This window comes from Amycolatopsis sp. NPDC051758 (assembly GCF_044453095.1).
Taxonomy (GTDB): Bacteria; Actinomycetota; Actinomycetes; order Mycobacteriales; family Pseudonocardiaceae; genus Amycolatopsis.
Window position 1 is genome coordinate 43,923 of record NZ_JBITCJ010000025.1, and the last position, 24,208, is coordinate 68,130.

Sequence of the window (24,208 nt, forward strand, 5' to 3'; positions counted from 1 at the left end):
TCGCGATTCCGGATCAGCGCTGAAATGCCCCTGCGCCCGGAGACCTACACTCCGACATAGTGGCCTAAGCGCACAGCCACGACCCGATACCGGCGATCGATGAGGGACGCGTGAACGACAGTTCCGAAGCGGTAGTTCCAGACGCTTTGACAGCCGCCGTGCAGCGATGGCGAGACCGCGGTGAACCGCCGCAGCCGCCTTCGAGCTAGTCGCGCCCATCGTGGCTCAGGTACTTCCCGCAGCACCACGCGTTCCTCAGTGCCCTGCCCGAGCCGATCGACCGCGCCGAAGCCGCACGCCACGCAGCGCACGCCAGGACCACCGAGGGCGCTGAACAGGCGTTCCTGGTCGCCATGATCTGGGGCTACGGACCGGTCGGGTACGGCCCCTGGCGAACAGCCCGCGTGCTGACCGACAACACCCACGCCGCCGAACGACTGGCCGAGGTGGCACGCATCGCCCAAGATCACGGCGGAGCCGCGGCCTTCCGCGACCTCGCCAACAAGCGGCTGCGCTACCTGGGCGTCGCCTTCGGCACCAAGTACCTGCGGTTCGTCACCGCCGCCGAATCCTCCCAGCACGTCACTCCGATCCTCGACGCCGTCGTCCGCCGCTGGCTGATCACCCACGCACGTGAGCGCCTGAACATCGACGACTGGCGGCCATCGACCTACGACCGGTACCTCGCGCTGCTGACGTCATGGGCGGCACAACTCGACCTAACAGCAGACAAGGTGGAGGAGCTGATCTTCCGCTCGGCCATCAGCCAGGCCGGGTCCGCCCTGTGGGGCGAGGAATGGTTGAGGGCTGCTGAGCCGGCGCCACCACAGCAGGCCGCCAGCCAGGCGCACGCCACGCTCCTCGAACTCGATCGGCTCTTCGAGACCGCCGACCCCCAGGCCGCCGCCGACGCCCGAACGTACCTGGACGCACTGGCGACCATCATCCGTGAGCGCTGGGACGGACCGGCTACCCTGCACGGCAGCGCGGAGCCGTCTGCCGATCATCTGGAGTGAAGGGCACGGAATGGTCGTGACAGCCGAATCAGGCCAGCACGACAGTGCTAGCAGGCAAGGCAGCACTAAGGGTGACCCCGCCACCAAGATCAGGGGCCACGCCGGCAGAACGGCCGGAATGCGCATCCTCAAGCCTAACGAGGTCTTCTCTACCTCGAACCGCGGACACGGAGGGGTCTTGCAAGCAACCGGCGCCAGCTGGATGTTCACGACCTTCGTGGAGCCCCCGAGTACAGGCGCCAGCGCCATCCTGACCTCGTCGTCGATGTCGTCCGCAACGTTCAACGTGATCATGCTCGTCATCTCCATGGTTGCAGGACCGAATCTCTGTCTACCTGATAGCCCCGACAGGACCGCCCAGCGACCAGAAAATTTCGGAATCGCCCAAAGCCCGCACCGCGCGCCGGACTCGCCGCGGTCGGGGCGAACGAGCCCTGCCGCCGGTTGGCCTGGGTCCGGCGCGAGGTCGTGGGCCCGAAGGTGTGCTGCCCGGCGGTCAGGTTGTCGACCAGCCGCTTGAACGTGCGCTGCGACGGCAGCGGCGCCACCGCGGCCAACCGCACCCGAACCCACGCCGCGCGCCTGAGCCACAGCAGGCTCCCTGCGGCGCCATACCGTGCGCGGGCGGAGGCCCCGACGAACCCCGCGCCCGCATGGACAGCCGAGCACGCCGGGAACTCGCCGGAAAGCTGATGAGGCAGCCGACCGGCCATTGGAACGCGATCGCGCTCATCCTCGACATCCAAAAGATCAACAGGCGTCTCGACCAAAGAGGGTGAAGTCGTCTCTGTTCGAGCGCATCCTGGAGCAGCCGTACCTCGTGCTCGCCGACGACATGGTCGCTGGCGAGCTGATCAGCTGGGGCGAGAAATACCCCTGAGTGAGGGACGACTCGACCGCCGGGCCGGACGCTTAGCGCACTGGTCAGCCACCCCCCGGCGCCGTGTCGGTCGCCGACGTCCGGGCACTGCTTGCCCGATAGAACCCCTGTGTGGCGTACCGCCACCGGGCTGAGCTGACCGCCGCGGACGCCCCGGCGATAGCAACACCGTGTTACGAACACCCAATGCTACTTCTCCATAGCTCTCGGTTAGAACAACGTTATCACCCAGCCGATTAATCTTGCCTGAGCTGCGCGAATGCTGAATTCGACACATTGTGATCCCACGTCTTGGGATGTGTTGCGATCGCAGGTGGGGATATGAGCCCCCGACCTCGTAATCTGGTGCGCATGGCTACCCGGTTGACCTGCCACATCGGTGGATCTGGAGCTAACGGGCTTGGTGGCCAGCTGGCCACCAAGGAGAGTGCCCCCTCTTCGGGGCACCTGCCCACAAGGAGGCCCTCGTGGGCATCCAAAAAGAGGAGAGCGGGGCGACCCGTTGGATCAGCCCCGCTCTCAAGGTGCTGAAGGCGCTGGTTGAGTTGATCGACCACTTACTCCGGCGCTGACAGCGGACGCAAGGCGAGTCGCCCCCCGGTCGCCACCGGGGGGCGGCTCTGCGTCAGGGCTGATGATACGCGGCTCCTGGTTCTTCGACGAAGTCGTCCGGCGTCCTTTTCGATCGAACGAACCACCCCATCCTGCATCGAGTGGGTTCCCATTCAGTACATAACCTGCTTTGAGTACTGACCTGGCCAGCATGGGTGCAGCGACTTCGCTCGACGGTGACGCACTGTCGAGCGACAGCTGAGCTGACTGGACACAAGGCGCTGACAAGCAGCGGGACAAATAGCCTGACGCGCCCCCTGCGTGTCACTATCCGGCCGTCTCGTGGGTGCTCGGCCCGGCGTCGGTCCGGCGTGGCCAGCTTCCTATGAGCGGTTGCGCAGGTAGTCGAACTCGCGACGCCGCGCCCCGTTACATCTCGTCGTCGTGACCGCCGGTGCGGGACGCACCGGTCACCGCGCCCCGCACCTGGTCTGCTCAGTCCGAACCGCCGACGACGCGCCGTAGCCGGCCCTCTGGGTCGGACGGCTTCCGGCGGCCTCGTTCACCACGCTTCCTCGTCTCAGCGCGGAACAGGAAAGTTGCCATCTGCTCGTCGCTGTAGCTCTTGAGTATCCGGTCCCAAGACTCGAGGCTCTTCTCGATGGTTTTTGCTGCTGCGGCTTCCGCCGCCTTCTCCACATCAGCCGACCGTTGCCGCAACATTTTTTCCTCGTCGGCCAAAACTTCTTCGTAAAGGGTTTCACTTCCGGAGATCGACAGCAGCTTAGCCGCCACCGGAAGGATTTCGATGGTCATGAACAAGACCATGAGCAGCAAGGTTGCATAGCCGATCGCGCCGTTGCTGTCCGTCAGGCGTTCAAGAGCTTCGACCTGGGTCAGCAAGCCATCGTTCCCCATTTCAGCCGAAGTGGCCGCCGCCAGAGCCTGCTCCTTCTGCTGCTGGCGTTCGGCGAGGCGTTTCTGCACGGAGGTCAGTTGCTGTTGCGCGGCGGCACGGCTGGATGCCGCGCCTTCGGAAATACGACTTTCGGCCCGGTCTATCGCGGTATTGAGGCGCCCCTGCGCAGTATCGAGCTGAGTTTTGGCCAGATCGGCCTGTTGCTGCCTGAAGCGTAACTCTGGACCGTTTCCCGGCCTCCCGGTACCGCACGTGCCACTGAGTTCACATTCGACCTCATGCGAGGCCGCGGAGTAAGCCGCTTGAGCGGTCTCGACGTCTTTTCTGGCTGCTGCGACGTCCGGATCGGTCGCCACCGCTGGCTGGTCCATCCCGGATACCGTGTCCTTGAGCTTCGACAACTCGCTCTCGAGGGCGCTGATATCTGGAAAGGCCGCATTAAGCGTCTGCGAGCTGCGCTGGATCCCTTCGGCACTCATGATCTGCATCTCGCTCTGAATCGCCGGTTCGAATATCCGTAGCACCAGCGGCACGGAGATGACGGTGCCCATCAGAAGGGCCAGCGCGATCCGCGGCACCGCAGCAAAGGCGTTTCGCCACCATCCGCGACTTCGGGTCATGCTGATGATGAGCATTCGGTCGAGGTTGAAGATGGCGATTCCCCACAGTACACCGCCAATCGCGGCAGCGACCGCAGAAAAGTTTACTGCGTTGTGAAGTGCGAACGTCGCGGAAACGGCGGCCATGGCCGCCGTCGTGAGGAGCACACCACCCATCGCCGTGTACCGGTCGCCCTCGATCCCCGCCTTGACGAGAACCTCCGGCTGCGCACCCGCGAGCCGCGCGAGCCACCACGACCACCGGGACCTGCGACGGCGACGGCCCTCATCCGGCGCCGCCGAGCGCGCGATCGCGGCAACGGTTTCCGCAAGCCGGACGTCGATCGAGCCGGCAGCAAGGGAAGACGACGGCTCGTCTTGTGACATTCGGGCAGACTCCCCCTCGACAGCAGGAGAATTTACGCCTTTACTCGCCCAGAAAGACGCCATGAACTCTCGCGGATCCGGGGGCGGCGGACCACCTAGCTGCGCCTGGAGGCCGGCTTTGTGCAGGACCTCGTCGACGACTGGGTCACCGGTCACCTCGGGCGTCGACGAGGACGCCTCCCACGAGGGGCGACGGTCCGCCTCATCGTCAGTCATCCGTTCCACCCTCCCGTGCTTTTCCGTCACCAAAACCGAATTTGTTCAAAAAATTGCGCAATTTTTGACGCATCCGCGAACGTCTTTGCCGGACAGTCGGCAAAGAGACCTGCAGTTCGACAGCGATTTCCTGGTCGGTGATGCCGGACATCATGAGCTCGAGCAGTAGTCGATCGGATTCGTTCAACTCGCCGACCGCCTCTTGAAAGATCGCGAGCTCGACCTGGCTCATGACGTGGCCCACCGGACCGGGATCGCCTGCGTCACGGTCGTGCACGAGCGTGAGCTCAATGTGCTCGCTTCGCTTCGTCAGGTCCCGGCGTTGCTCATGCACCACGTTGGACATCGTCTGGATAAAAAAGGCCATCAGGCCTTCTTCATCCCGGCAGCCCACTATGTCCGGCCACCTGGCCAGACACCGGGTGAGCGTCTCCTGAAGAACGTCGTCCACGTCCTGGAGCGGCTGACGCCTGCGCGACAGCATCATCTTGGCGGCAGGCCACAGGAAACCTCGCAAGTGCTTGACGACGAACGCGTCGAAACTGCGATATTCGTCGTCCACTACTTCCTCTTCTCCGTCGGCGACTTCATTCCCGCCCCCGCATCAGCAGTGTCTGGATCGGCGACGGCGCGCCCCTGGATCCCCGGTACACGACGATCTTCCGCCCATGCCGGGTGTTATCGATCAGCAAGGTCTGCGGTTCACTCCTCGACAAGAGCACTTCGTACGTCCGGCGGCGGGCGCGTTCAGCGACGAGCCTAGCCAGAACGAGCAGAGCCAGAAATCCGCTCGCGGCCAGCCACGTCGGCCATGACACGTGGTCCAAGACGCCGAGCAATTCGATCATCGCCGTCTGCCTTCTTCCGGGGAGCTGACGAACACACCTGATAACTGACATTGCGGCGGCTGATGTGACAGTCGATCATGAAAGTTCACCGCAGGTTAGTCCGTTTGGGTGCTTCGTCCTCGAATGCGAGCCCCGGCGACGCCCACGAATGACTGGCGCTGTTCAACGTCGTCGCGCCCGAGCAGACGACGCGGAGGCCCGCGGCTGGACCCGGCGCAGCCGCGGCCAGATGCGCATCCCACCAGGTCGGGACGTTCGGCATGGGACACTAGGCGGTCAGCCTCGAGTTATCGCCGCACCGACAGCGCCGCACTCGTCAGCCGGCCACGCGCCGCACTCCGGACGCCACAACCGACCAAACCGACAACGCCACCTCAGCGCAACGACTGCTGCGCCTGATCACGCTCGGTGGCCCACCCCGGGGCTGAATGGCCAAGTTCAATGTCGCGCAGCCACGGGAGTGATCAGAATGCCTGTCGGATGACCAACTAGCTTGTTGTCAGGCGGCGCTGAAGTTGACCCGGACGCTCGCGGCGACCTGCGGCCATGCCAGTCGCGGTGACCGCTCCGGAGCGGAGGTGGTCGTTCTATCTGGCCTTTTTCGAGCCCGCCGCGGTCGACGAACCCGACGCGGACACCCGTGGCGAGGCCAGATCGGCGTCTTCTTTTCCTCCAGCACTGCCGCCGCGGCGGCAGGACCAGGGTCATGTCGGCCTCGACGTCGACCGGCGGGTCTTTCGGGCACACGGCCTCGCGCGCCCACCGCGGCTACCACTGAGGTCGTGGGCGCGCCACGGACACACGTGGGCGCCAGGTGTGACCCGGCTACATGCCGAGACGGTACCAGCGACCGATCGCTGGACGCCACACCGGACTCGCTTCTCACCAACACGTTTCCGTCTTGGCCGCTTGCGCACTCGTACCGTTACGCCGCGCACGCCGGGGAGATCGACACCCCGCACCTCAACCGCAACTGGATGGACTGCACAGCACTGAAATGCGACCAAACAGTACCAAATCGATTTCGAACATATCACAAAAAGCAAACTTCGACAAGACTACGTGCATTTCGACTCGACCTCGGATGCAATGACAGAGGTGCACCGAGGAGTCACTGAGGCCAGCCTAATGTGGCAACCTCCGTTGCCGTCGGCCGCGCTCGCTGACGGCATATGCTCACGAAGGGAGACTAGGTAAACCTACAAAATTAGATCTCGAAATAATAACGGCGCCCGAACTGACGGAACAGCTCGAGCGCCCGAATCAAATCCCCACGGTCAAGTAAGGAATAGATCCATGGACAATCTTACCAAACGGGCGCATCCAAAGTGGCGCGGGTCAGGCCGCCGACACGAGGTGACACAGCTCGCCGCGACCATCGTGAGCAGCCGAGACGCACGGCGCGACCTCGTGCGACTCGTTGTCACTGTGGCAGTGACAGCCGTAGTCATCGCAGCGCTTGCCGCAGCGGTCCTGATCGTCCGTCCCGAGTTAATTACCGCGTTCGCGGGCTTCGCGGTTTCGCGTTAGCGGAACGCGGGTCGACTCGCTGAGGGGGAGAGTGCGTCGACCCGCGGACCTACGCGGCCGGGCTGCGGAGAGTTTCCGAAGGCCGCGGTCGAGCTGCACGAAGAACTCTCGTCACTACCCCGCCCGACCCCGGTCCGGGCCGGACGTGGAAGCCAGGCAGGCCGATCGCCACGGCTACGCCGTCGGCGCCCGGTGCGCCGATCCGGATCGGCTACGCCCGCCGCGGGACCGCGACCAAGGAGCTGGCCAACCAGCTCGACGCGCTCGCGGCTGCGCATTGCACCCCGGGTGTTCCCCAACAAGATCAGTACCCGGCCCAAGGTTCGGCCCGAGTTCGACTAGGCTCGCCGTCGCCCGCTCGGACTACCTGAGATGACACTCACCACAGCCGGTTCTCGATCGACGAAATGCGCCCACTGTACTGGCGCAGTAGCCGATCTCACGGGCGAGGTGAAGGCCAACAGGATGTTGCGCTGCTCGGTGCGTCGCCACATCTAATGTCGCAAGCGCCAAGTAGGCGCCAACTCGAGTGACGGTGCGCCAGCTCCACTGTCGCTTAACAACAGTTCGACACCGTCGATCTCCCGCCGCCACACCTTCACGATCAGCCATTCGGCCTATCATGCTGCGACATCCAAAAAGCCCCAGAGTAGTTTGCAGCGACCCACCACTGTTCCGCGCGTTCGCCCTCTAGCAGGGGTTATCGACGTCACGCCGAGTTGACAGCGCGCGCCCGCACCCGCAGGATCAGAGCCAGGATCGTACTTGTGTTCGAATTGTAGTCGCTGACTTCCCCACAGCGATCTGGCGTGGTGTGGGAGCTTGTCGTGGCCTTCAACTTGTGTGTAGGCGGTCACTGACCGCACCATCGTCGATCTGATGACGATCTTGGAACGATGGCGGGTGCACACGACGCCCGCGCAGATGGAAGGGGCCACTGTTGGCGGCCACCGGGCGGGCGTCGACTGGTCCGCGTGGCTCCGGTCGGCGCCAGTGGTGGCGGGCGCACCGTTCGTGTTGTCGCCCGAGTTCGAGTACGACGTCCGACTTAACGGCTTCTTCGCGAGCGCGCGGATGCGGTCGCTGGCGGAGCGGACCCAGCATGGCTACGCGCGGGACCTGGCCGCGTTCCTGACCTTCCTGTCGTCCGCCCGAGCTCGGAGACGCTGGAATCAGGCACGCGAAGAGGACCACCTGGCCTACCTGCACTGGCGCCGCCACGACGGACAAGGGCCACGCGTGTCAGGGGCGACGTGGAACCGAGAACTGGCCGCGGTGAACCAGTTCTACCGCTGGGCTGTCGCAGCCGGGTATCTCGAGGTCAGCCCGGTCCCACAGCACTGGCGCAGGCCGGGTGCCGCTCGTGCCGGTTGGGCGTCCCGGTCAACGTTGGACGAACACCGCCCGGCGACGTACTCGCGTGACATCGGCCCGGCTGGGGTGCCATGGATCCCGATCACGGGCTACCGCGTCTGGCGTGACATCGGCGTCCGAGGATTCGACACGAACGGGTTGCCGCGCATTGATTTCCGGGGCCGATGGAGCTCACGAGACGCGGCGTTCTGTGATCTGATGATCCGTACGGTCCTGCGGCTGGGTGAGCAGTCCGCGCTGGCCGTGGCCGAGTTTCCGCTGGTGCGAGACGAGATGGCGTACCGGCCGTTCGAGTTGCCGGCCGCGATCGCGAAGGGCGGATCGGGTCGCACGGTGTACGTGCCGGCCGCGATCGCCGCGGAGGTCGCCGCGTACGTGCGGTGTGATCGCGCCGAGGTGGTCGAGCAGGCACGATCAGGGGGGACGCTACGCGCGGATCCGGGACCCGCTGGTGATCGACCAGCGCAGCCGTGACGGCTTGTTGCTGGCGCGCGATCGGAGTGGGCGCGCGGTGCGGGTGGCGAACCTGCACTGGGAGGTACGCCGGCAGCTGCTGGTCGAGACCGAGCAGGGCCTCGAGCCCGCGGCGTTGTGGCTGGGTGAGCATGGTCTGCCGTTGTCTGTGGCGCGATGGAAGAAGATGTTCGCCGAGGCCAACGCGCGCTGCCGTGCTGTCGGAGTTGCTCTCGCGGTGCACGCGCACATGCTGCGGCACTCGTTCGCGGTGATCACCCTGGAGCAGCTGCAGCGCGGTCACCTGGCCGCGCTGGGATCGCTGGATCCGGCGCAACGTGGCCAGTACGTGCGGGTCTTCGGTGATCCGCTCGACTGGGTCCGGCGACGGCTGGGCCACCGGTCTGTGATGACCACGCAGATCTACCTACACACGCTGGCCGAGCTGGACATGGAAACCCGGCTGGCTCTGGTGCCCGACGACTGGACCGACGCCGTGGTGCAGCCGACGGAACAGGCTCGTCCGTGACCGGCCGGGGCAGCACCGGACCCAGCCGGCCGGCCGCGATGCCCAGCGGAGACTACGCAGCCCCGGCAGCGGCGACCGGGCACAGCGGACAGTTGAGCGTGCCGTTCGTCGGTGATGACGGGCGCTCTCGGGCGTGGCCGGTCGGGACGTTGCCGTTGCCGGGCTGGCACGCTCCGATCGCCGAGGCGCTGGCCGCACGCACCGGCCCGGCCGGCGGGCTGCGCACGCGGGAGTCGGCGAACAACGCATGGATCGCCGCCGCTCGCCTGCTGCGCTTCCTCGCCAGCCTGCCCGAGCCGCCGACGGATCCCCCTGCCCTGACCGCCGGGCACCTGCACCAGTACCGCCTTCATCGACGCGCCGCGGCTTCGAGTGCCGTGGTCACCTCCGAGCTCGCCGAGCTGCGCCGCCTTCTGCGGCATCTGCCCGATCCCGTATCGGTCCCGGCAGCCGCCTGGGATGTGCTGGCGGTACGCACCCGCGGTACGACACACCGCAGCCTGCCGGGCTACTCCGACGGCGAGTTCCGTCGCCTGGTGGCCGCAGCCCGCGCCGACGTCGCGGCCGTCGCCGACCGGATCGACCGGGGCGAGCACATCATGCAAGCCTGGCGTACCGCACCGGAGGACCTGCAGCAGCAGGACCGCGCGCTGGGAGCCGCGTTGGCCGAGATCACCGATACCGGCGTGGTTCCGACGCAGGCAGGTAGCGCCGGCGTGCCATGGCAGGAGGCGCAACGGGCGCTGGCGGGGAACCTGTTCGTCACCCGCGCCGACCTGCCGGCGTTGCTGGTGCTGATGGTGGCGGTCTCGGCTCGCAACATCGAAACCGTCAAGGAACTGCCCGCCGAGCACCAGCTCGTCGGCGACCGCGCGCTGGGGCTGCAGCTGGTCAAACGGCGCCGCGGCGCGCAGGGCTGGCTCGACTCCGTGAACTGGGAAATCGGACCCTCCCATCGCCGCTTGCACACACCGGGAGGGCTGTATCTGCTGCTGCACCGGCTGATGAAGCGTGGACGCGGCTTCACCGGCAACGACACCCTCTGGTCGATCTGGGCAAGCCACACTCGCAGCACCACCGATGGCCCGCAGATCCGGAACCCGTTTGCTCGGCGCCTGGGCAGCGCCGTCCCGTTCACGCAGTGGGCCGCCAAACACGGTCTCCTCGTCGACGCTGCCGACCCCGACGACGTCCCCCGGCCGCTGCCCGTCGATCTGCGCCGCGTGCGCACCAGCGCCGAAGTTCGACGCACCCGCGCCGTCGGCGGGCACCTACCCTCGGCCGCCCGCTCGAACACCGTGCCGGTGCTGTTCTCCCACTACCTGCGCGGCGACCCCACGACGACGGACTGGGCCGAGGAAGTGATCGGGGACGCGGTCGCCGACGCCGAGACCGCAGCGTTGACCGCGCACCGCCGCGCGCTCGAACACACCGGTGCCGCCACCCTGGCGGTCGACCCAGCCGGCTCTCCGGGCCGCAGCGCCACGGAAGGACCCTGGTCGGCGTGCCGCGACCCCGAGCATCGCCCCGACACCGGCCGCGCGTGCCGCCCGATCACCATGCTCGCGTGCTTCCACTGCAGCAACTGCCTGATCACCGAGGCACATTTGCCGGCGATCACCGCGCTCACCGCAGCGTTGAACCGGCGGCGCACGACACTGTCCGAACAGGACTGGTGGGATCGCTACGGCACCACGTGGGCAGCCATCCAGCACGACGTGCTGCCACGTTTCACCCCGGCGCAAGTCGCCCGGGCGCAACACGGCCCACCCGCCGAGACGATGCTCGACCTCGCCGAAGCCCCCTGGGAATGGTCGTGACCACACCTGCGACGGCTCCGTCGCCATCACCGGGCGACGACGATGTTCTCGTGCTGGCCGGTCGCCCCCTGCGCCCGAGTGTGCAGCTCGAGGAGACCTGCCGCTTCGGCGACGACAGCTGGGACCTCACCCCCGCGGTGCTGCAACACCATAGTCACGCCATGATCCTGAACTTCGCCACCATCCCGGCGCCCTACCGGCACACCGCCAAGCAGCTCTGCCACGGGCTGCTGTCCGGCCCGCATCCCGACGGCGAGCGACCCTACGCCATCGGCACGATCCGCAACATCGTGTCGCGGCTGCGGCGGTTCTTCCTGTGGCTCGCCGAACACATGCCGCGCCGATGCCTTGCCGACCTCACGACCGCAGACCTGTGCCGCTACAACCAGGCCTTGGCCTCCTCGCCCCTGACGCCACTGGCCGCCGGCAACGTCAGGTCCACGATCGGGCTGCTGTGGCGCTACCGCCACCACCTCGACGACGGCCTGACCGTCGACCCCCGCCACGCCGAGGGCTGGTCCACACCGGCGGGCACCGTCGCGGAGAACCGCACCGCCAGGATTCCAGAACAGGTGCTCGCGCCGCTGCTGGCATGGGCGCTGCGCTTCACCGACGACTTCGCCCCGGACATCCTCACCGCAGTACGCGCACGTCAAGCCCAGCTGCAGCGGCTCGCCGGCCCGCTACTCACGCGCCAGGGCGACATCCTCGCCCAGCTCGACACCTACCTGCAGCAGCATCTTAACGAGGCCGCGCCGCTACCCGGGCTACGCGGAAAGCCCAACGCCTACTTCATCGGCTCGCAGATCGGCTGCCAGCGCAGCCGACTGCATGCTCCCGCACCGGCCAGGATGATCCACGAGACAGCCGCGGTCGTCGGCGTCACCGACCACACCTGGCTCGTTCCCGCGATCACCGGCCAGCTCGCCGGACAACCCTGGGTCGACGGGATCGCCACCCACCACCCCACCCAGTCCGTCGCAGTCCTCGCCCGTCTGCTGCACACCGCCTGCTACATCGTCGTGGCCTACTTCTCAGGCATGCGCGACTCGGAGATCAAGCACATCCGCCGCGGCGGCGTCACGACGCTGCGCGACAGCACCGGCGCCGCCTACCGATGGCGGCTGACGAGCAGAGTCTTCAAAGGACAACACGATCCCGCCGGCACACCCGAAACCTGGATCATCGGAGCACCCGCCTCGCGTGCGGTGGCGGTCCTCGAGGAACTTCAGCCATCGGGTGAAGACCTGCTCTTCCGCCCTCTCAGCCGCACCCAAGGCCGCGCGGCCGACGTCATCAATACACCATCGACCAACCGGCAGCTCAATGAATTCGTCATATGGGTCAACGCCTACTGTGCCCGCGCCGGACGCGCCGACGTCATCACCAACGCCGACGGCGGCGTCTTCCGCCTGCGTAGCAGCCAGTTCCGCCGCACCCTTGCGTGGTTCATCGCACGCCGCCCCGGCGGCTCGATCGCCGGTGCCATCCAGTACAAGCATCACGGCATTCAGATGTTCGAGGGTTACGCCGGCACCTCCCGCTCCGGCTTCCGCGCCGAGGTTGAAAGCGAGCAGGCCCTGCTGCGCGGTGACCACCTGACCGACATCGCCACGACCTACTACCACGACTTGGCCGGCCCGGCCGCCGAGGAAGCGCGACGACGTCTCGACGTCCTCACTGCGAACCCGGACTTTCCCGGGCTCGTACTGGCCGACCCGGTCCGAGCCCGCCGGTTCCTCGCTCGCCACGAACCCGACATCTACCCTGGCACCTACGCGACCTGCGTGTTCACTGCGGCCACCGCGCGGTGCCTGCCACCGTCCCGAGCCGCCGCGTCCACCGTGCCGGCGCTGGAGCGGTGCCACCCGCTCGAATGCGCCAACGTGGCGCTCACGCCCGGCAACGCCGCCGCGCTGCAGCGCGAGCACGACCGGCTCGAGAGCGCCCTGACGGATCCGGCGTCGCTTCCTCCGCTGTTGGCGCACCGCCTGCGGCGCCGCCAGCACGACATCGCCCGGCTGCTCGCCAGCAAATCCATGGAGACCTCATGACCCACCACGCCGGCCTACCAACACCTGACGACGTCCAGGCTGCCCTCTCCGCCATGGCCCGCGACGGCAACCAGGTCAGTGTGCTCGCCCTCGCCCAGCGCCTCGGCCTGGCCAACACCACCTTCCGCCGCAACTTCCCCAACGTGGTCGCACAGCTTGCCCAGCAGGCACCTGCGGCAGCCGGGCCGTCCGATCGAACCGGACATGAAGGAGCCCGCAACCTCGCGCACGCTAACGCCGTACTACGAACGCAGAACCACGACCTTCGCCGCCAACTGAACCTCGCCTGCGCCCAGATCCAACGCCTGGCACTCGAAAACGATCAACTCCGCGAACTCGCCCACGCCACGGCACGCGTCACCACCCTCGAACACAGGTAGATCATGAACCGAGCACGACCGGGATGACATGCCCGGCACTGCCGCCAGCGAGGACGGCTGCAACCAGGGGGAACGCGATCTGGACAATACGGAGGGACGCCGGGCGTCGCCGCGCTCCCCCGAGGCCTAGAGTGCATCGCATCACAGGATGGCAGTCGCCTTCGTAAAGATTCGATCGGCTAACTCGTGGACCTGCCCAACATCGAGCGGGTCTGCGGATCTAAATCCTTGTGCGACGAAAAGCTTGACCACCACGCTCTCAACTTGGAATACGTAAAAGTACATCGTCGCGCTCACTTCGACCACGGGAATATTTTGCGTTCCGCCGAAAACGTGGCAGTTCTGGCCGACCTCAGGCGCGTCACAAATGGATGGGACCCCTTCCCTAAGATCGAACAGCCGCTCTGCCTGATAGGCGGCTGCGCAATCGCTGTCAGGAAAGACATATCGGATGTCGTGGAGTCGCCAAATCGGCTCGGTTGGCTCGGCGAGCCACACTCGCATGCCCGTGCTAATCCCGTCACATGCCGCAAAGGCGTAGTCGCTCCGGCCCGGCGTCGAGAAAGTAGAATCTTCGTCTAGCGACATGCCGGGCAGATCTGAATTATCAAGGTACAATCCATCGAGGTCGCAAAGATCGACCGAAGAGGCTAGCGTAGCGCCCCGCACCCCAGCCGGGCGAAGTGTAGCAGAATCCGATGTTCGTAAACTGGGCGATGCGACACCGTCCAAATGTTCTGGTGACTCGTCGAGATCCGTGGCGCCTACGACCGCTTGAGCGGATCGAAATGCCCAGTCTAATCGGGAGAACACAGTTTCGCCCACAAAAGAAACAAGAGGCGTGACGGCTCGTCGCAACCCTTCCATGAACACCGACCAATCGGCGTCTAGCAACCGTCGAACCACGGCGATAACAACCTGGACATCCTCCGATAGCGCGGCGGGTGCCAGCAGGTCGGCCAAAACGTCGCGCTGCTGATCTTTGTTGCTGATCTCGTCGACGCGCTGCAAGGCGACACGCACTATCCTCACCCGCTGCGTCTGCTCAATGGGACCGGCGGCCAGCACGGCCAAGGCCGGCACGGCAGAGGAGGCATCAACGTCCTCCAATAACGCTACAACTCGATCCACGATGTCTCGGTTGCCTGACACATTCTTCCTGGCGCAGGCGATGGCCGCGGCGGTCGCCTTGTAAAGCACATTAATTTCTTCCGGTGGGGCATCGACGATGCTACGGATGGCGTCATCAAGAGCTTGCTCGCCCGAGTTTGATATCGCGCAAGCATAGATCTGAGCCAGTGCCGAACGGCCAGAATGCTCAATGGCAGCAGCGACAAAAGACGCAGCGCCTGAATTCCATGGCATCAACGCCTGGACCGCGGCCATACGCACGAGATCGAGCTGTATCGGATCGTGAGCCCCAATAGAGGAGTCAAATATCCGACGGATGGCACTCGTGATCTTTTCGGCGCTTGCGCCTTCGGGCACCGGACCGAGCAGAGAGTTCACGAGCTTCTGAGTTCGCAACGTCTCAACCAGATACCTGGATCCAGTCGCCCTCGCGAGAGCATGGGCAAGTCCGTCCTCGTCGGGCGGGAGGCGGAGAGCTGCTTCCCAGCGTGCCCTGGCGGAGGGATTGAGGTACATAAGCTCCCGCGCTTGGCCGGGCTCATCGATACCAATTTCACTGATGTACTGCGGCAGCCTGATGGCGGTCTTGCCGAGGGCGGCGATGACATCGTCTTTCCGTGGATCCTGGCCGACCTTCAGAGCGCTTATCAATCCGGCGAGCGCAATCAGTCGCTCACCCGGATCGGAGAGCCAGCCACACAAATCAATAGCCACATCGAGGTCAATGGTTGATATTACGGGTACGGCCGTCGCAATTACGCTTGCCCAAGTCGCTTGGACGCCGCCGAGTATGCGTCCGACACTCCTCGCGACATCGGCTGGCTCAGTAAATGGGAGCCGCTCCCGTCGCTCCATCCAGCGATAGTTGCAGTTCTCCGCGAAGGTGAACTCAATCGCTGCCCTCATCGTTGACGGAAATCTTGCCGAGGAGCTTTCCTTAGGGCGGAAAAGATTTCCCCAAACGAGCGAGGCATGATGCCGCCCAAGGATTGCTGACGAATACTGCTCGGAACCGCACTCCTTCAGAAGGGCTCGGGCTAGGCCTGGATCAGCTTCGCACACGTCTATCCCAAGGCAGGCGAGTGCAGTTAGGCGTCCACCGATAAAATCCCAGGAAACTCCGCCTGTCCAGCCGTCGTCCATGAGTCGAGCGTTTCGCAGGGCTCTCTCCGGGGCCCAAGTTCGAAATGCGTCGACGATCTTGTCGATCGTCATGTCGATACGAGACTTCTCGAATGGATCCTTATTTGACCTAACGGCGTCGTCGATTATTTTTTCGGCCGCGTCGGCGAGATGGCGCGCCAAATCCGGGTTAGCAGAATCGACCGCCACGGCGAGTTCAGCTATCGCGGCAGCCGGCCCGTACCAGCCAAGACTTAGCTCGTTGTCTAGCACAACTTTCGCGAGATCAACGCTTTTCTCTGGATACCCCAGTTTTTCCCACAGGCGCACCGCCCGGATCTTAGGCTCATTGCCCACGGAGTCCATCTCCTGCGCTCGCCTTATGAGCTCAATAGCGAGCTCGGCATTAACGTGCAGCACGGTCTCAGCTGCATCCAGAAGAGCATTCTCACAGTCGTGCGGAGAATCTTCGTCGGACTTCATGCCCAAAGCGAGACTGCGCAATTTGGCGGCATATGCCTCGGCGCGATCAAGCTGAGCTTGACCCTGGCAGGCAATGAGGCCTGCTAAGACACGGATCCGGTCACCAATCTTTCCTTCGTCAGCGTGGTTCTCCGCAAATTCTAGTAATCGCTCGCGTTCCGGCGAGTCGGCGCGTCGCGCAACTTGAGTGGCGACGGCTGCGCGCGTAGGACCCACCATGTCCTTGATCAATGGCAGGACCTGTGAAGGTGAGCAAGTCCGCAGCGCGACCCGAAGCACCCCATCCCTTACTCCGTGGGGATCCCATTCCATCTCGCAGTCATTCGCGAGCGCCATCGCGCGGCCGAGGTCATGTGGTGCGAGCGCCCGCGCGGCAGTCGCGACGGCCCGGGCACGACTTGAGCCGGCGAATATGACATCTGCTATTGGAACCTCAAGCGCGGCTGCGACAAGCAATTCGGCCCCGTCCAGGTCACCCAGCAAATGCCGCTGGTCGACCGGTGTCGAATCCACGACGGCATGCACGGCATTGAAACGGTGTTCGCCTGGCGGCAGAAGTTCGGTCCTTGCCAGAGCCTCTCGAACGCGACCTATCCGGGCCATAAGCCCGAAGACGGCAGGTGCAAGCCTGCTCTCGCTGCTGTTAAGATTAGAGTGGACGACGCTGAGGAATACTGCGCTTGCCAACAGGTCGCCTGGTTTCCGAGCGTAGTCGACACAGTGCGCAAGGGCATTTTCCACAACACGTTTGAAAGGGAGGTCATTTAAGAATCGGTTACGAATGGCATTGCGGAAGCGAACGTTAACCAGGTCAATAACCTGTCGCCGTCCTTCCTCATCGAGCTCTGCAAGGTGATTGGCCACGTGGAGCAGGCCGTAGTCGTCGGTCGTCTCCCAATTAACCTCCGACCACCCTGTGGCGCTGCCTTTGTAAGCCCGGACTACCCGCCAGTGCCACTCTGAGCCTTCGACCAGCAGGTCGGGCGCCTCGTCTGCCGCATCCCTTGTGAGAAACTCTGCTACCGACTGGTGAAAGAACCGCCAGGCTGAGGGGGTAACTTCATCCAACAGAGGTCGCAGGCGTTGCAGGACGCTTTCGGCGGCACTTTTCCACACGCGAATGGACCCCAGCCGAGTCATCTGCGCAATCGTCATGGGCTCCTTGGCCACTGCGAGCACACTGACCATTCGGTGGCCCACACCCTCCCATGCAGCGGTGACCTCGTCATCAGGGCTGCGTGGACGTTCGACGTCAAGCTCTCCCAGTCTACTGATCTCGTCGCGCGCGTTGCGGAGGAACACCGAATACAAATGTCCGAGACTTTTTGGTAATGTTTCCGATTTGAGGAGCTTGTCGAGCAATTTGAGATTTCCGTCTGCAACAGCGCTTAGCAGCCCTTTTTCCAAAGCGGTTAGGTAGGCAAAATTGCCATCTGAAGCCAGGGAAATCCGCTCGACCGCCCCTTTCGCGTCGGCCAAGTGTACGGCGAGACTCGGCTCCGCAACCATGCGGGTTGCGAAGATTCGAGTGTCGCCGATTACAGCTTGCCGATTGTTTCCGAGGTCGATCGTCTCGAGACTGTCCGAGCGGACACTTTGGAACGTGTTGATGCGAGAGTGAGGTCGGCAAGTAAGTATTACTCGCACATTTGGTGGCAGTTCTGGACTTCGTTCCAGCCAATCCAACACGCTGTTTCCGTCGCGCAGACGCAATGCCTCATCTACGGCGTCAATGAGAATAACTAGCTGCGCCTTCGGATCGGATCCAGCCAGGGCGGCTGCGGGGTCGAGGAGTGCCAGATACTGAAGGGTGTCAACACTCAGAAGCCGCGGCTCCACCGTCGCATAGGTCACATCAAGACCCACGGCTTGGCCGCTCAAGTGTTCAACATGTTGCTCAACACGGATCGCCGTCCTGTGAAACGGTGAGACGGCCAGGTCTTCGATCCGTACTCCGACGACGCTTGCCCCAGGGGAGGCCGCTGCCACTCGCTGTGTAACAACTACTTCGAGGCGATGCGGATCGAACAAGTCCGGGCGGGTGGCAGCGAACTGATGTCCAATTCGCAGGAGCGCAGAGACCGCATCACCACCGCTCAGCGGCGACGTGCTGTCACGCCGGACGAAGTATCTCAGCCATTCTGGATGCGCATCGGCCACGGCTGCCATTACACCAGTTTTTCCGGCACCAGGCTCACCGACAAGCAAAACGTATCGACAAGAAGGGCGGCTCAGTCGTTCGGCGATCTCTGACTCGAGCCACGTCCTGTGCACGTAACCGGGCTGGTCCAAATACTGATGGAGAACATCTCTATAAAACAGGTCGTCCGCGGGGTACGCGGAGGTAACGTCTGCTGACGTGGCGCTCACGGCCGGCTATCCTAAACGGTCGATATCCGCGCCAGTGATATCCGAAGCGCCCTCGTTAACCTTCTGGTCGACGTGTACTCGGCCGCCAATCATCTCCTTTACTTTGACGCCAGTGATTCCATGTGCTTTAGCTATCGTCTGAAACACCTCAACGTGCGGCCCCGGCCTCTCCACTAACGCCGCAAGCGAGGCCTGCATTTCGGGCTCTGCGATTAGCTTCTTGACCATCCGGGCCTCGACTACTGGCAAGTACATGTCGGGTTCAGCTTCGAATCTTGCCAAGTCGCCGGAGGCGGAAAGATCAGTGGACCACCAACTCTTGATCTTCGCGAACACTTCCGCGGCACCGCGTTTGGCGGCGTCCTCGACTGCCCCGAGAGCGCCGTCGGCTACCTTGCCGGCAACCTTCAACAGGGCACCCATGACGAGCGGAACCAAGACCTCGAGACCCATACAACACCTCTCTGTGACCTGGGGCCGCGCCTGACGGAGAGCAGCAGGATAAGCGGACTCAAACTAGTCGCGAAACACCAAGTCAACGTTACTCCCGGTCCCGCACAGCCAGAGTCTTGCCGGTGCGCGACGAGAGCCGATCTGCTTGAGACCCATCTAAGCCGATCTCATCGTTTCAAGCTGGTGCCCAACGATGATCCGCTGATGCCGCAGAGCGCGCTACAGCGTGTCCTCTAGCAACCCTAGAACCGACAGGCTCCATTCAGCTCGTACTGACACGCCCAGTTCGACACCTCACACGACCGTCCGCCGTAGGCCTTGGCCAGCATGAGCTCGACGCGGTCGATCACGCGGGACGCGTCGTGCGAAGCCATGGCCTGTCTTCCGAAGTTCGGACGTCATCGCCTCTCTTCGACGGCAACCGGACTGACCGAGCCTCGCCGCATTTGCGCTGGTCAAGGCCCAATTGGTGACAACGGGGGTGAGCGCCCTGCGCTGCGGTGCCCGGTCACCGGAGTGTGAGTTCGACCGGTTGCGGTTGACTCCGCCACCATGAGACCTAAAATCGAACATCTGTTCCCCTGGTGGTAGCTGCTGCCAGCGGGAGTGAGCACGCTGTCTTCCCCACGGCGACCCGAGCACGACAAGGGCGGTACCGCCAGTGGGAACCCGGCACACAACCGACCGGTCAACGGTCAGACACGAACCGTCTCTCCAATTCAATAACCCGAACGTGCCGTGGTCGGAAGTGGAGCGGATCGCCTCCGGGCGCACCCCCGTACTCGGCGACGGCAACGACTCCCCCGCCTGGTCCCGCAAGCGGGAGGGCTACTCCGGCGCCCCGGCGGACCTACGGGATCGTCGTGGCCGTGACGATGGCGGCGAGCGCCTTCGGGCGCCCTACGCCGAGTTGCACGTCCACTCGAACTTCAGCTTCCTCGACGGCGCCTCCCACCCCGAAGCGCTCGTCGAGGAAGCCGCCCGGCTCGAGCTCGACGCGGTCGTGCTCACCGACCACGACGGCATGTACGGTGCGGTCCGGTTCAACGACGCCGCCCGCGAACTCGGCGTCCGGGTCGGGTTCGGCGCCGAGCTCTCCCTCGACCTGCCCGCCCCGCAAGCCGGCGAGCCCGACCCAGCCGGGTCACACCTGCTGGTGCTGGCCCGGCAGCAGGAGGGCTACCACCGGCTCTGCCGCGTCATCTCCCACGCCCAGATCGCCGGCGGCGAGAAAGGCCGCCCCGTCTACAACCTCGAGGAGCTGGTCGACGAGCTGGCCGGTCACGTCGTCGTCCTCACCGGCTGCCGCAAAGGCCTGGTCCGCCGAGCACTCGCCGAACACGGGCCGGCGGCCGCGCGCGCTGAGCTGGGGCGGCTGGTCGACTGGTTCGGGCACCGGCATGTCGCCGTCGAGCTGATCAACCACCGCCTGCCCCTTGATGACGCGGTGAACGACCAGCTCGACGAGCTGGCCCGTGATCTGCGGCTGCCGACGGTCGTGTCGAACAACGTCCATTACGCCCGCCCCGGCGACGCACCGGTCGCCGACGCCGTTGCCGCGGTTCGGGCCCGCCGGTCCGCCGAGGACCTGGAAGGCTGGCGGCCACCGTCCGGCCAGGCGTTCCTGCGCTCCGGGATGGAACAACGCCGCCGGTTCGAGCGCCGCTACCCCGGCGCCGTCGGGCGCGCCGCAGTCCTCGGCGTCGAGGTCGCGTTCGACTTGCAGCTGGTCGCGCCGGACCTGCCGCCGTTCCAGGTGCCGGCCGGGCACGACGAGATGTCGTTCCTGACCGAGCTCACCTGGGCCGGCGCCGCCACCCGCTACGGCACCAGGCAGGAGTCGCCGCGGGCGTATGCGCAGCTGGCCCACGAGCTGGACGTCATCAAGACCCTCGACTTCCCCGGCTACTTCCTAGTCGTCTGGGACATCGTCCGCTTCTGCAAGGAAGCCAACATCCTCTGCCAGGGCCGCGGTTCGGCGGCGAACTCGGCGGTCTGCTACGCGCTCGGGATCTGCCATGCCGACCCGGTGAAGTGGAATCTGCTGTTCGAGCGGTTCCTGGCGCCGGAGCGAGACGGGCCGCCGGACATCGACATCGACATCGAGTCCGACCGCCGCGAAGAAGCCATCCAGTACGTCTACGAGAAGCACGGCCGGTTCCACGCCGCACAGGTCGCCAACGTCATCACCTACCGTGCGCCGTCCGCGGTCCGGGACGCGGCGAAAGCGCTCGGCCACAGCCCCGGCCAGCAGGACGCCTACGGCAAACTCGTCGACCGCTGGGGCGGCGTCGCCGCGACGAAACAGCAGACCGCCGGCGAGATCCCCACCGACGTACTGGACCTGGCCGGCCGGATCGAGAACTTCCCCCGCCACCTCGGCATCCACTCCGGCGGCATGGTGATCTCCAAGCAGCCGGTGTCGGAGATCGTGCCAGTCGAGTGGGCGAGCATGGCCAACCGGTCGATCTTGCAGTGGGACAAGGACGACTGCGCCACCGTCGGGCTGGTCAAGTTCGACCTGCTCGGCCTCGGCATGCTCTCCGCGCTGCACTACATGATCGACCTCGTCGCCGAACACCACGACACCGCCGTCGACATCGGCAAACTCGACCTCGCCGACCCGGCGGTCTACGACATGCTGTGCGAAGCCGACGCGGTCGGAGTGTTCCAGGTGGAATCGCGAGCCCAGCTGGCGACCCTGCCGCGGTTACGGCCACGGAAGTTCTACGACCTCGTCGTCGAAGTCGCCCTCATCCGCCCCGGCCCCATCCAAGGCGGCTCGGTGCACCCCTACATCCGCCGCCGCCGCGGCGAGGAGGAATGGCAACACGCCCACCCCCTGCTCGCCGGCTCCCTGGACCGGACACTCGGAGTGCCGCTGTTCCAGGAACAGGTCATGCAGATGGCCGTCGACGTCGCGAGCTTCACCGGCGCCGAAGCCGACCAGCTCCGCCGCGCCATGGGCGCCAAACGGTCCAGCGCGAAGATGAAGGCGCTGATGGCCCGGTTCTTCGCCGGCTGCGCCGCCAACGGTCTCGACCGCGCCCTGGCGACGCGGATCTTCGAGCAGATCCACGCCTTCTCCGGCTACGGCTTCCCCGAAGCGCACTCGATGTCCTTCGCACTGCTGGTCTACGCGAGCGCCTGGTTCAAGCGCTACTACCCGGCCGCGTTCTGCGCCGGGCTGCTACGCGCCCAACCGATGGGCTTCTACAGCCCGCAGTCCCTCGTCGCCGACGCCCGCCGACACGGCGTCCACATCCGCGAACCCGACATCAACGCCAGCCTCGCCCACGCCACCCTCGAACCCAGCCCCGACAGCACCGGCGGCGTCGCGCTGCGCCTCGGGCTCGCCGGCGTCCGCCACCTCGGCGACGCCGTCGCCGACCAGATCGTCGCCGAACGAGACGCGAACGGGCTCTACACGGGCATCGGTGACCTCACCGGCCGCGTCCAACTCAAACGCTCCGCCGCCGAAGCACTGGCCACAGCCGGTGCCTTCGGCAGTTTCGGTGGCGACCGACGTCAAGACCTCTGGGCCGCCGGCGCCGCCGCGACCACCCGGTCCGGGCACCTGCCCGGCCTCGTCCCCGGTCTGGACGCCCCTGCCCTGCCGGGCATGACCCGCTTCGAGATCACCGCCGCGGACCTGTGGGCCACCGGCGTTTCCGCGGACTCCCACCCGGTGCAGTATCTGCGAGAGCTACTCGAGCAGCGCGGCGCGATCACCACCGCCGACCTCGCCAAGGTCGAGGACGGGACGCGGGTATGGGTCGGCGGCGCCGTGACTCACCGGCAGCGCCCGGCGACAGCAGGCGGGATCACGTTCCTCAACCTCGAAGACGAGACCGGCATGGCCAACATTTTGGTATCGCCGGGCTTGTGGCAGCGGAACCGTCTCGTCGCTCGTGCCAGCTCGGCCCTGCTCATCCGCGGGCAGGTCCAGGCCGCCGAAGGCGTCGTGACCCTCGTCGCCGACCGGATCGAAGCCCTCGACCTGTCCATGGCGACCGCACCCTCGCGTGACTTCCGGTGACCGCCGGCCAGCCCGTCGGCGGCGTTGCCTCCGGCGCGCGGAGCGAGTACGGCGACCTCCTGCCGATCCGTCCTGCCGCCGGCATCCCCACCCGATGTCTGCGTAAGGAGTACCTGACGCACTACGGCATGACCCAGCCCTACAGCCACCGCTACCGACTCCACAGCACCCTCTGCTTGTGGACCTGGTTGGGGCGTGACCGTTGACCGCCCGGATGGAAGGCTGCAGTCCTGGGTCGGACAGTGGTCTGCCGGCGCGACCTGCCGCGCATCACAAGCGCTGTCTGAACGGGCATGATCTTGATGTAGCGGGACGGATCATGGGCTATGACCACTCGGTCAACGTGCCGACCTCGAGCTGCAATCTGTGCCAGGCGCTCGGCTTGTCCAGGTCGACCTGGTTCGAGATCGACCTGCAATTCGCGCACGAGGCGCCTCCGACGCACGCCGAACTCGTGCTGATCGCGCGGCCGCCCAAGGTGAGGGCTGGCGTGGGACAAGTCGTGCTGCAGCTGCGTAGCCAACGGATCGGTGGACTCGACTTGTGGCTGTGCGGGATTGACCGGCGAGGTGTGATCGGTCCGGTTAGGGTCGAGGACACCTACCAGCACCGTGGGTTCGGCACGGTCCTCGTCGCAGCGGCGCTAGCGCGAGGGGTGGGATATCGGTGGTCGACGACGGCAATCGGCGAGTCTGTGGCGGTACGAGCATTTTGCGCTGCGCAGCGTTGGCCGGACGGTGCGCAGCCGAGCAATCCGTTCTACTGCTCACACATGAAGCTCGCGAACGGTGCCGAGCTCTAACAGCTACTGGGGAAGCGCCCGCCGCCGGTGTGGTCCTGCTCGCCACCGGCTGATGGCCTGGTGCCAACCTCGATCTCCGGAGTGTCCGACAGTCCGTGGCCTCGTCTCACCCACGAGAGCCTTGGGCACCTGGAGTTTCGCGAGGTCGTCGTGACCAGCTGCGGCCGGGGCGCCGCAGGTCGTCCGCTCACCGTCGCACTGCAACTCCCGGCCCCAGTGGTGCCGTCGCCACCGTAGAGACATCCGCCGCC

General features: G+C 65.3%; 14 protein-coding genes and 2 pseudogenes. 10 read left to right on the forward strand and 6 right to left on the reverse strand.

The features are described 5' to 3' along the window. Nucleotides 1–224 precede the first annotated feature (224 nt). A pseudogene (locus ACIA5G_RS52400) lies at nt 225–1,016 on the forward strand (hypothetical protein); the annotation flags it as partial. Nucleotides 1,017–2,943: 1,927 nt separating this feature from the next. Here the strand turns inward: ACIA5G_RS52400 and ACIA5G_RS52405 are convergent. The 3 genes from ACIA5G_RS52405 to ACIA5G_RS52415 are packed head-to-tail and all read right to left on the reverse strand — an operon-like array spanning nt 2,944 to nt 5,417. Further along, nucleotides 2,944–4,569, reverse strand: coding sequence for a DUF4407 domain-containing protein (locus ACIA5G_RS52405; RefSeq protein ID WP_395937826.1), 1,626 nt, complete (start codon nt 4,567–4,569; stop codon nt 2,944–2,946). Further along, nucleotides 4,562–5,131, reverse strand: a complete 570-nt coding sequence (locus ACIA5G_RS52410) for an RNA polymerase sigma factor (protein ID WP_395937828.1) — start codon at nt 5,129–5,131, stop codon at nt 4,562–4,564. Before ACIA5G_RS52410 ends, ACIA5G_RS52405 begins: the two co-directional genes overlap by 8 nt. 25 nt (nt 5,132–5,156) lie before the next feature. Continuing rightward, nucleotides 5,157–5,417, reverse strand: coding sequence for a hypothetical protein (locus ACIA5G_RS52415; RefSeq protein ID WP_395937830.1), 261 nt, complete (start codon nt 5,415–5,417; stop codon nt 5,157–5,159). An 884-nt stretch (nt 5,418–6,301) separates the two neighbouring features. Here ACIA5G_RS52415 and ACIA5G_RS52420 point away from each other — a divergent pair. From ACIA5G_RS52420 to ACIA5G_RS52435, 4 genes and pseudogenes are all read left to right on the forward strand, one after another. After that, nucleotides 6,302–6,535 (forward strand): annotated as a pseudogene (locus tag ACIA5G_RS52420) (hypothetical protein); the annotation flags it as partial. Nucleotides 6,536–7,826: 1,291 nt separating this feature from the next. Further along, complete coding sequence (locus ACIA5G_RS52425) at nt 7,827–8,795, forward strand: site-specific integrase (protein ID WP_395937832.1); 969 nt, start codon at nt 7,827–7,829, stop codon at nt 8,793–8,795. Next, nucleotides 8,773–9,303, forward strand: coding sequence for a hypothetical protein (locus ACIA5G_RS52430; protein ID WP_395937834.1), 531 nt, complete (start codon nt 8,773–8,775; stop codon nt 9,301–9,303). The genes ACIA5G_RS52425 and ACIA5G_RS52430 overlap by 23 nt, the downstream gene beginning before the upstream one ends. 92 nt (nt 9,304–9,395) lie before the next feature. Next, nucleotides 9,396–11,123 (forward strand): hypothetical protein, encoded by a 1,728-nt coding sequence (locus ACIA5G_RS52435; protein ID WP_395937836.1) that lies wholly within the window; start codon nt 9,396–9,398, stop codon nt 11,121–11,123. Between the two features lie 26 nt (nt 11,124–11,149). Here the strand turns inward: ACIA5G_RS52435 and ACIA5G_RS52440 are convergent, their stop codons facing one another. Next, nucleotides 11,150–11,281, reverse strand: a complete 132-nt coding sequence (locus ACIA5G_RS52440; RefSeq protein WP_395937838.1) for a hypothetical protein — start codon at nt 11,279–11,281, stop codon at nt 11,150–11,152. A gap of 3 nt (nt 11,282–11,284) precedes the next feature. On the opposite strand from ACIA5G_RS52440, the gene ACIA5G_RS52445 reads away from it, so the two are divergent. After that, complete coding sequence (locus ACIA5G_RS52445; protein ID WP_395937840.1) at nt 11,285–13,177, forward strand: hypothetical protein; 1,893 nt, start codon at nt 11,285–11,287, stop codon at nt 13,175–13,177. After that, complete coding sequence (locus ACIA5G_RS52450; protein WP_395937842.1) at nt 13,174–13,557, forward strand: hypothetical protein; 384 nt, start codon at nt 13,174–13,176, stop codon at nt 13,555–13,557. Before ACIA5G_RS52445 ends, ACIA5G_RS52450 begins: the two co-directional genes overlap by 4 nt. Before the next feature lie 141 nt (nt 13,558–13,698). Here ACIA5G_RS52450 and ACIA5G_RS52455 read toward each other — a convergent pair whose 3' ends face one another. Beyond that, the gene (locus ACIA5G_RS52455; RefSeq protein ID WP_395937844.1) at nt 13,699–18,174 is read right to left on the reverse strand and encodes a hypothetical protein; all 4,476 of its coding nucleotides are present in this window, start codon (nt 18,172–18,174) and stop codon (nt 13,699–13,701) included. A 135-nt stretch (nt 18,175–18,309) separates the two neighbouring features. On the opposite strand from ACIA5G_RS52455, the gene ACIA5G_RS52460 reads away from it, so the two are divergent. Further along, a complete protein-coding gene (locus ACIA5G_RS52460; protein ID WP_395937846.1) occupies nt 18,310–18,546 on the forward strand; it encodes a hypothetical protein in 237 nt (78 codons plus the stop codon). A 123-nt stretch (nt 18,547–18,669) separates the two neighbouring features. Here the strand turns inward: ACIA5G_RS52460 and ACIA5G_RS52465 are convergent, their stop codons facing one another. Next, nucleotides 18,670–19,116 (reverse strand): hypothetical protein, encoded by a 447-nt coding sequence (locus ACIA5G_RS52465; protein WP_395937848.1) that lies wholly within the window; start codon nt 19,114–19,116, stop codon nt 18,670–18,672. A gap of 733 nt (nt 19,117–19,849) precedes the next feature. Here ACIA5G_RS52465 and ACIA5G_RS52470 point away from each other — a divergent pair. Then, entirely contained in the window at nt 19,850–23,155 is a 3,306-nt protein-coding gene (locus ACIA5G_RS52470; protein WP_395937850.1) for an error-prone DNA polymerase, read from the forward strand. 319 nt (nt 23,156–23,474) lie between these two features. Beyond that, complete coding sequence (locus ACIA5G_RS52475; RefSeq protein ID WP_395937852.1) at nt 23,475–23,957, forward strand: hypothetical protein; 483 nt, start codon at nt 23,475–23,477, stop codon at nt 23,955–23,957. Nucleotides 23,958–24,208: the final 251 nt, after the last annotated feature.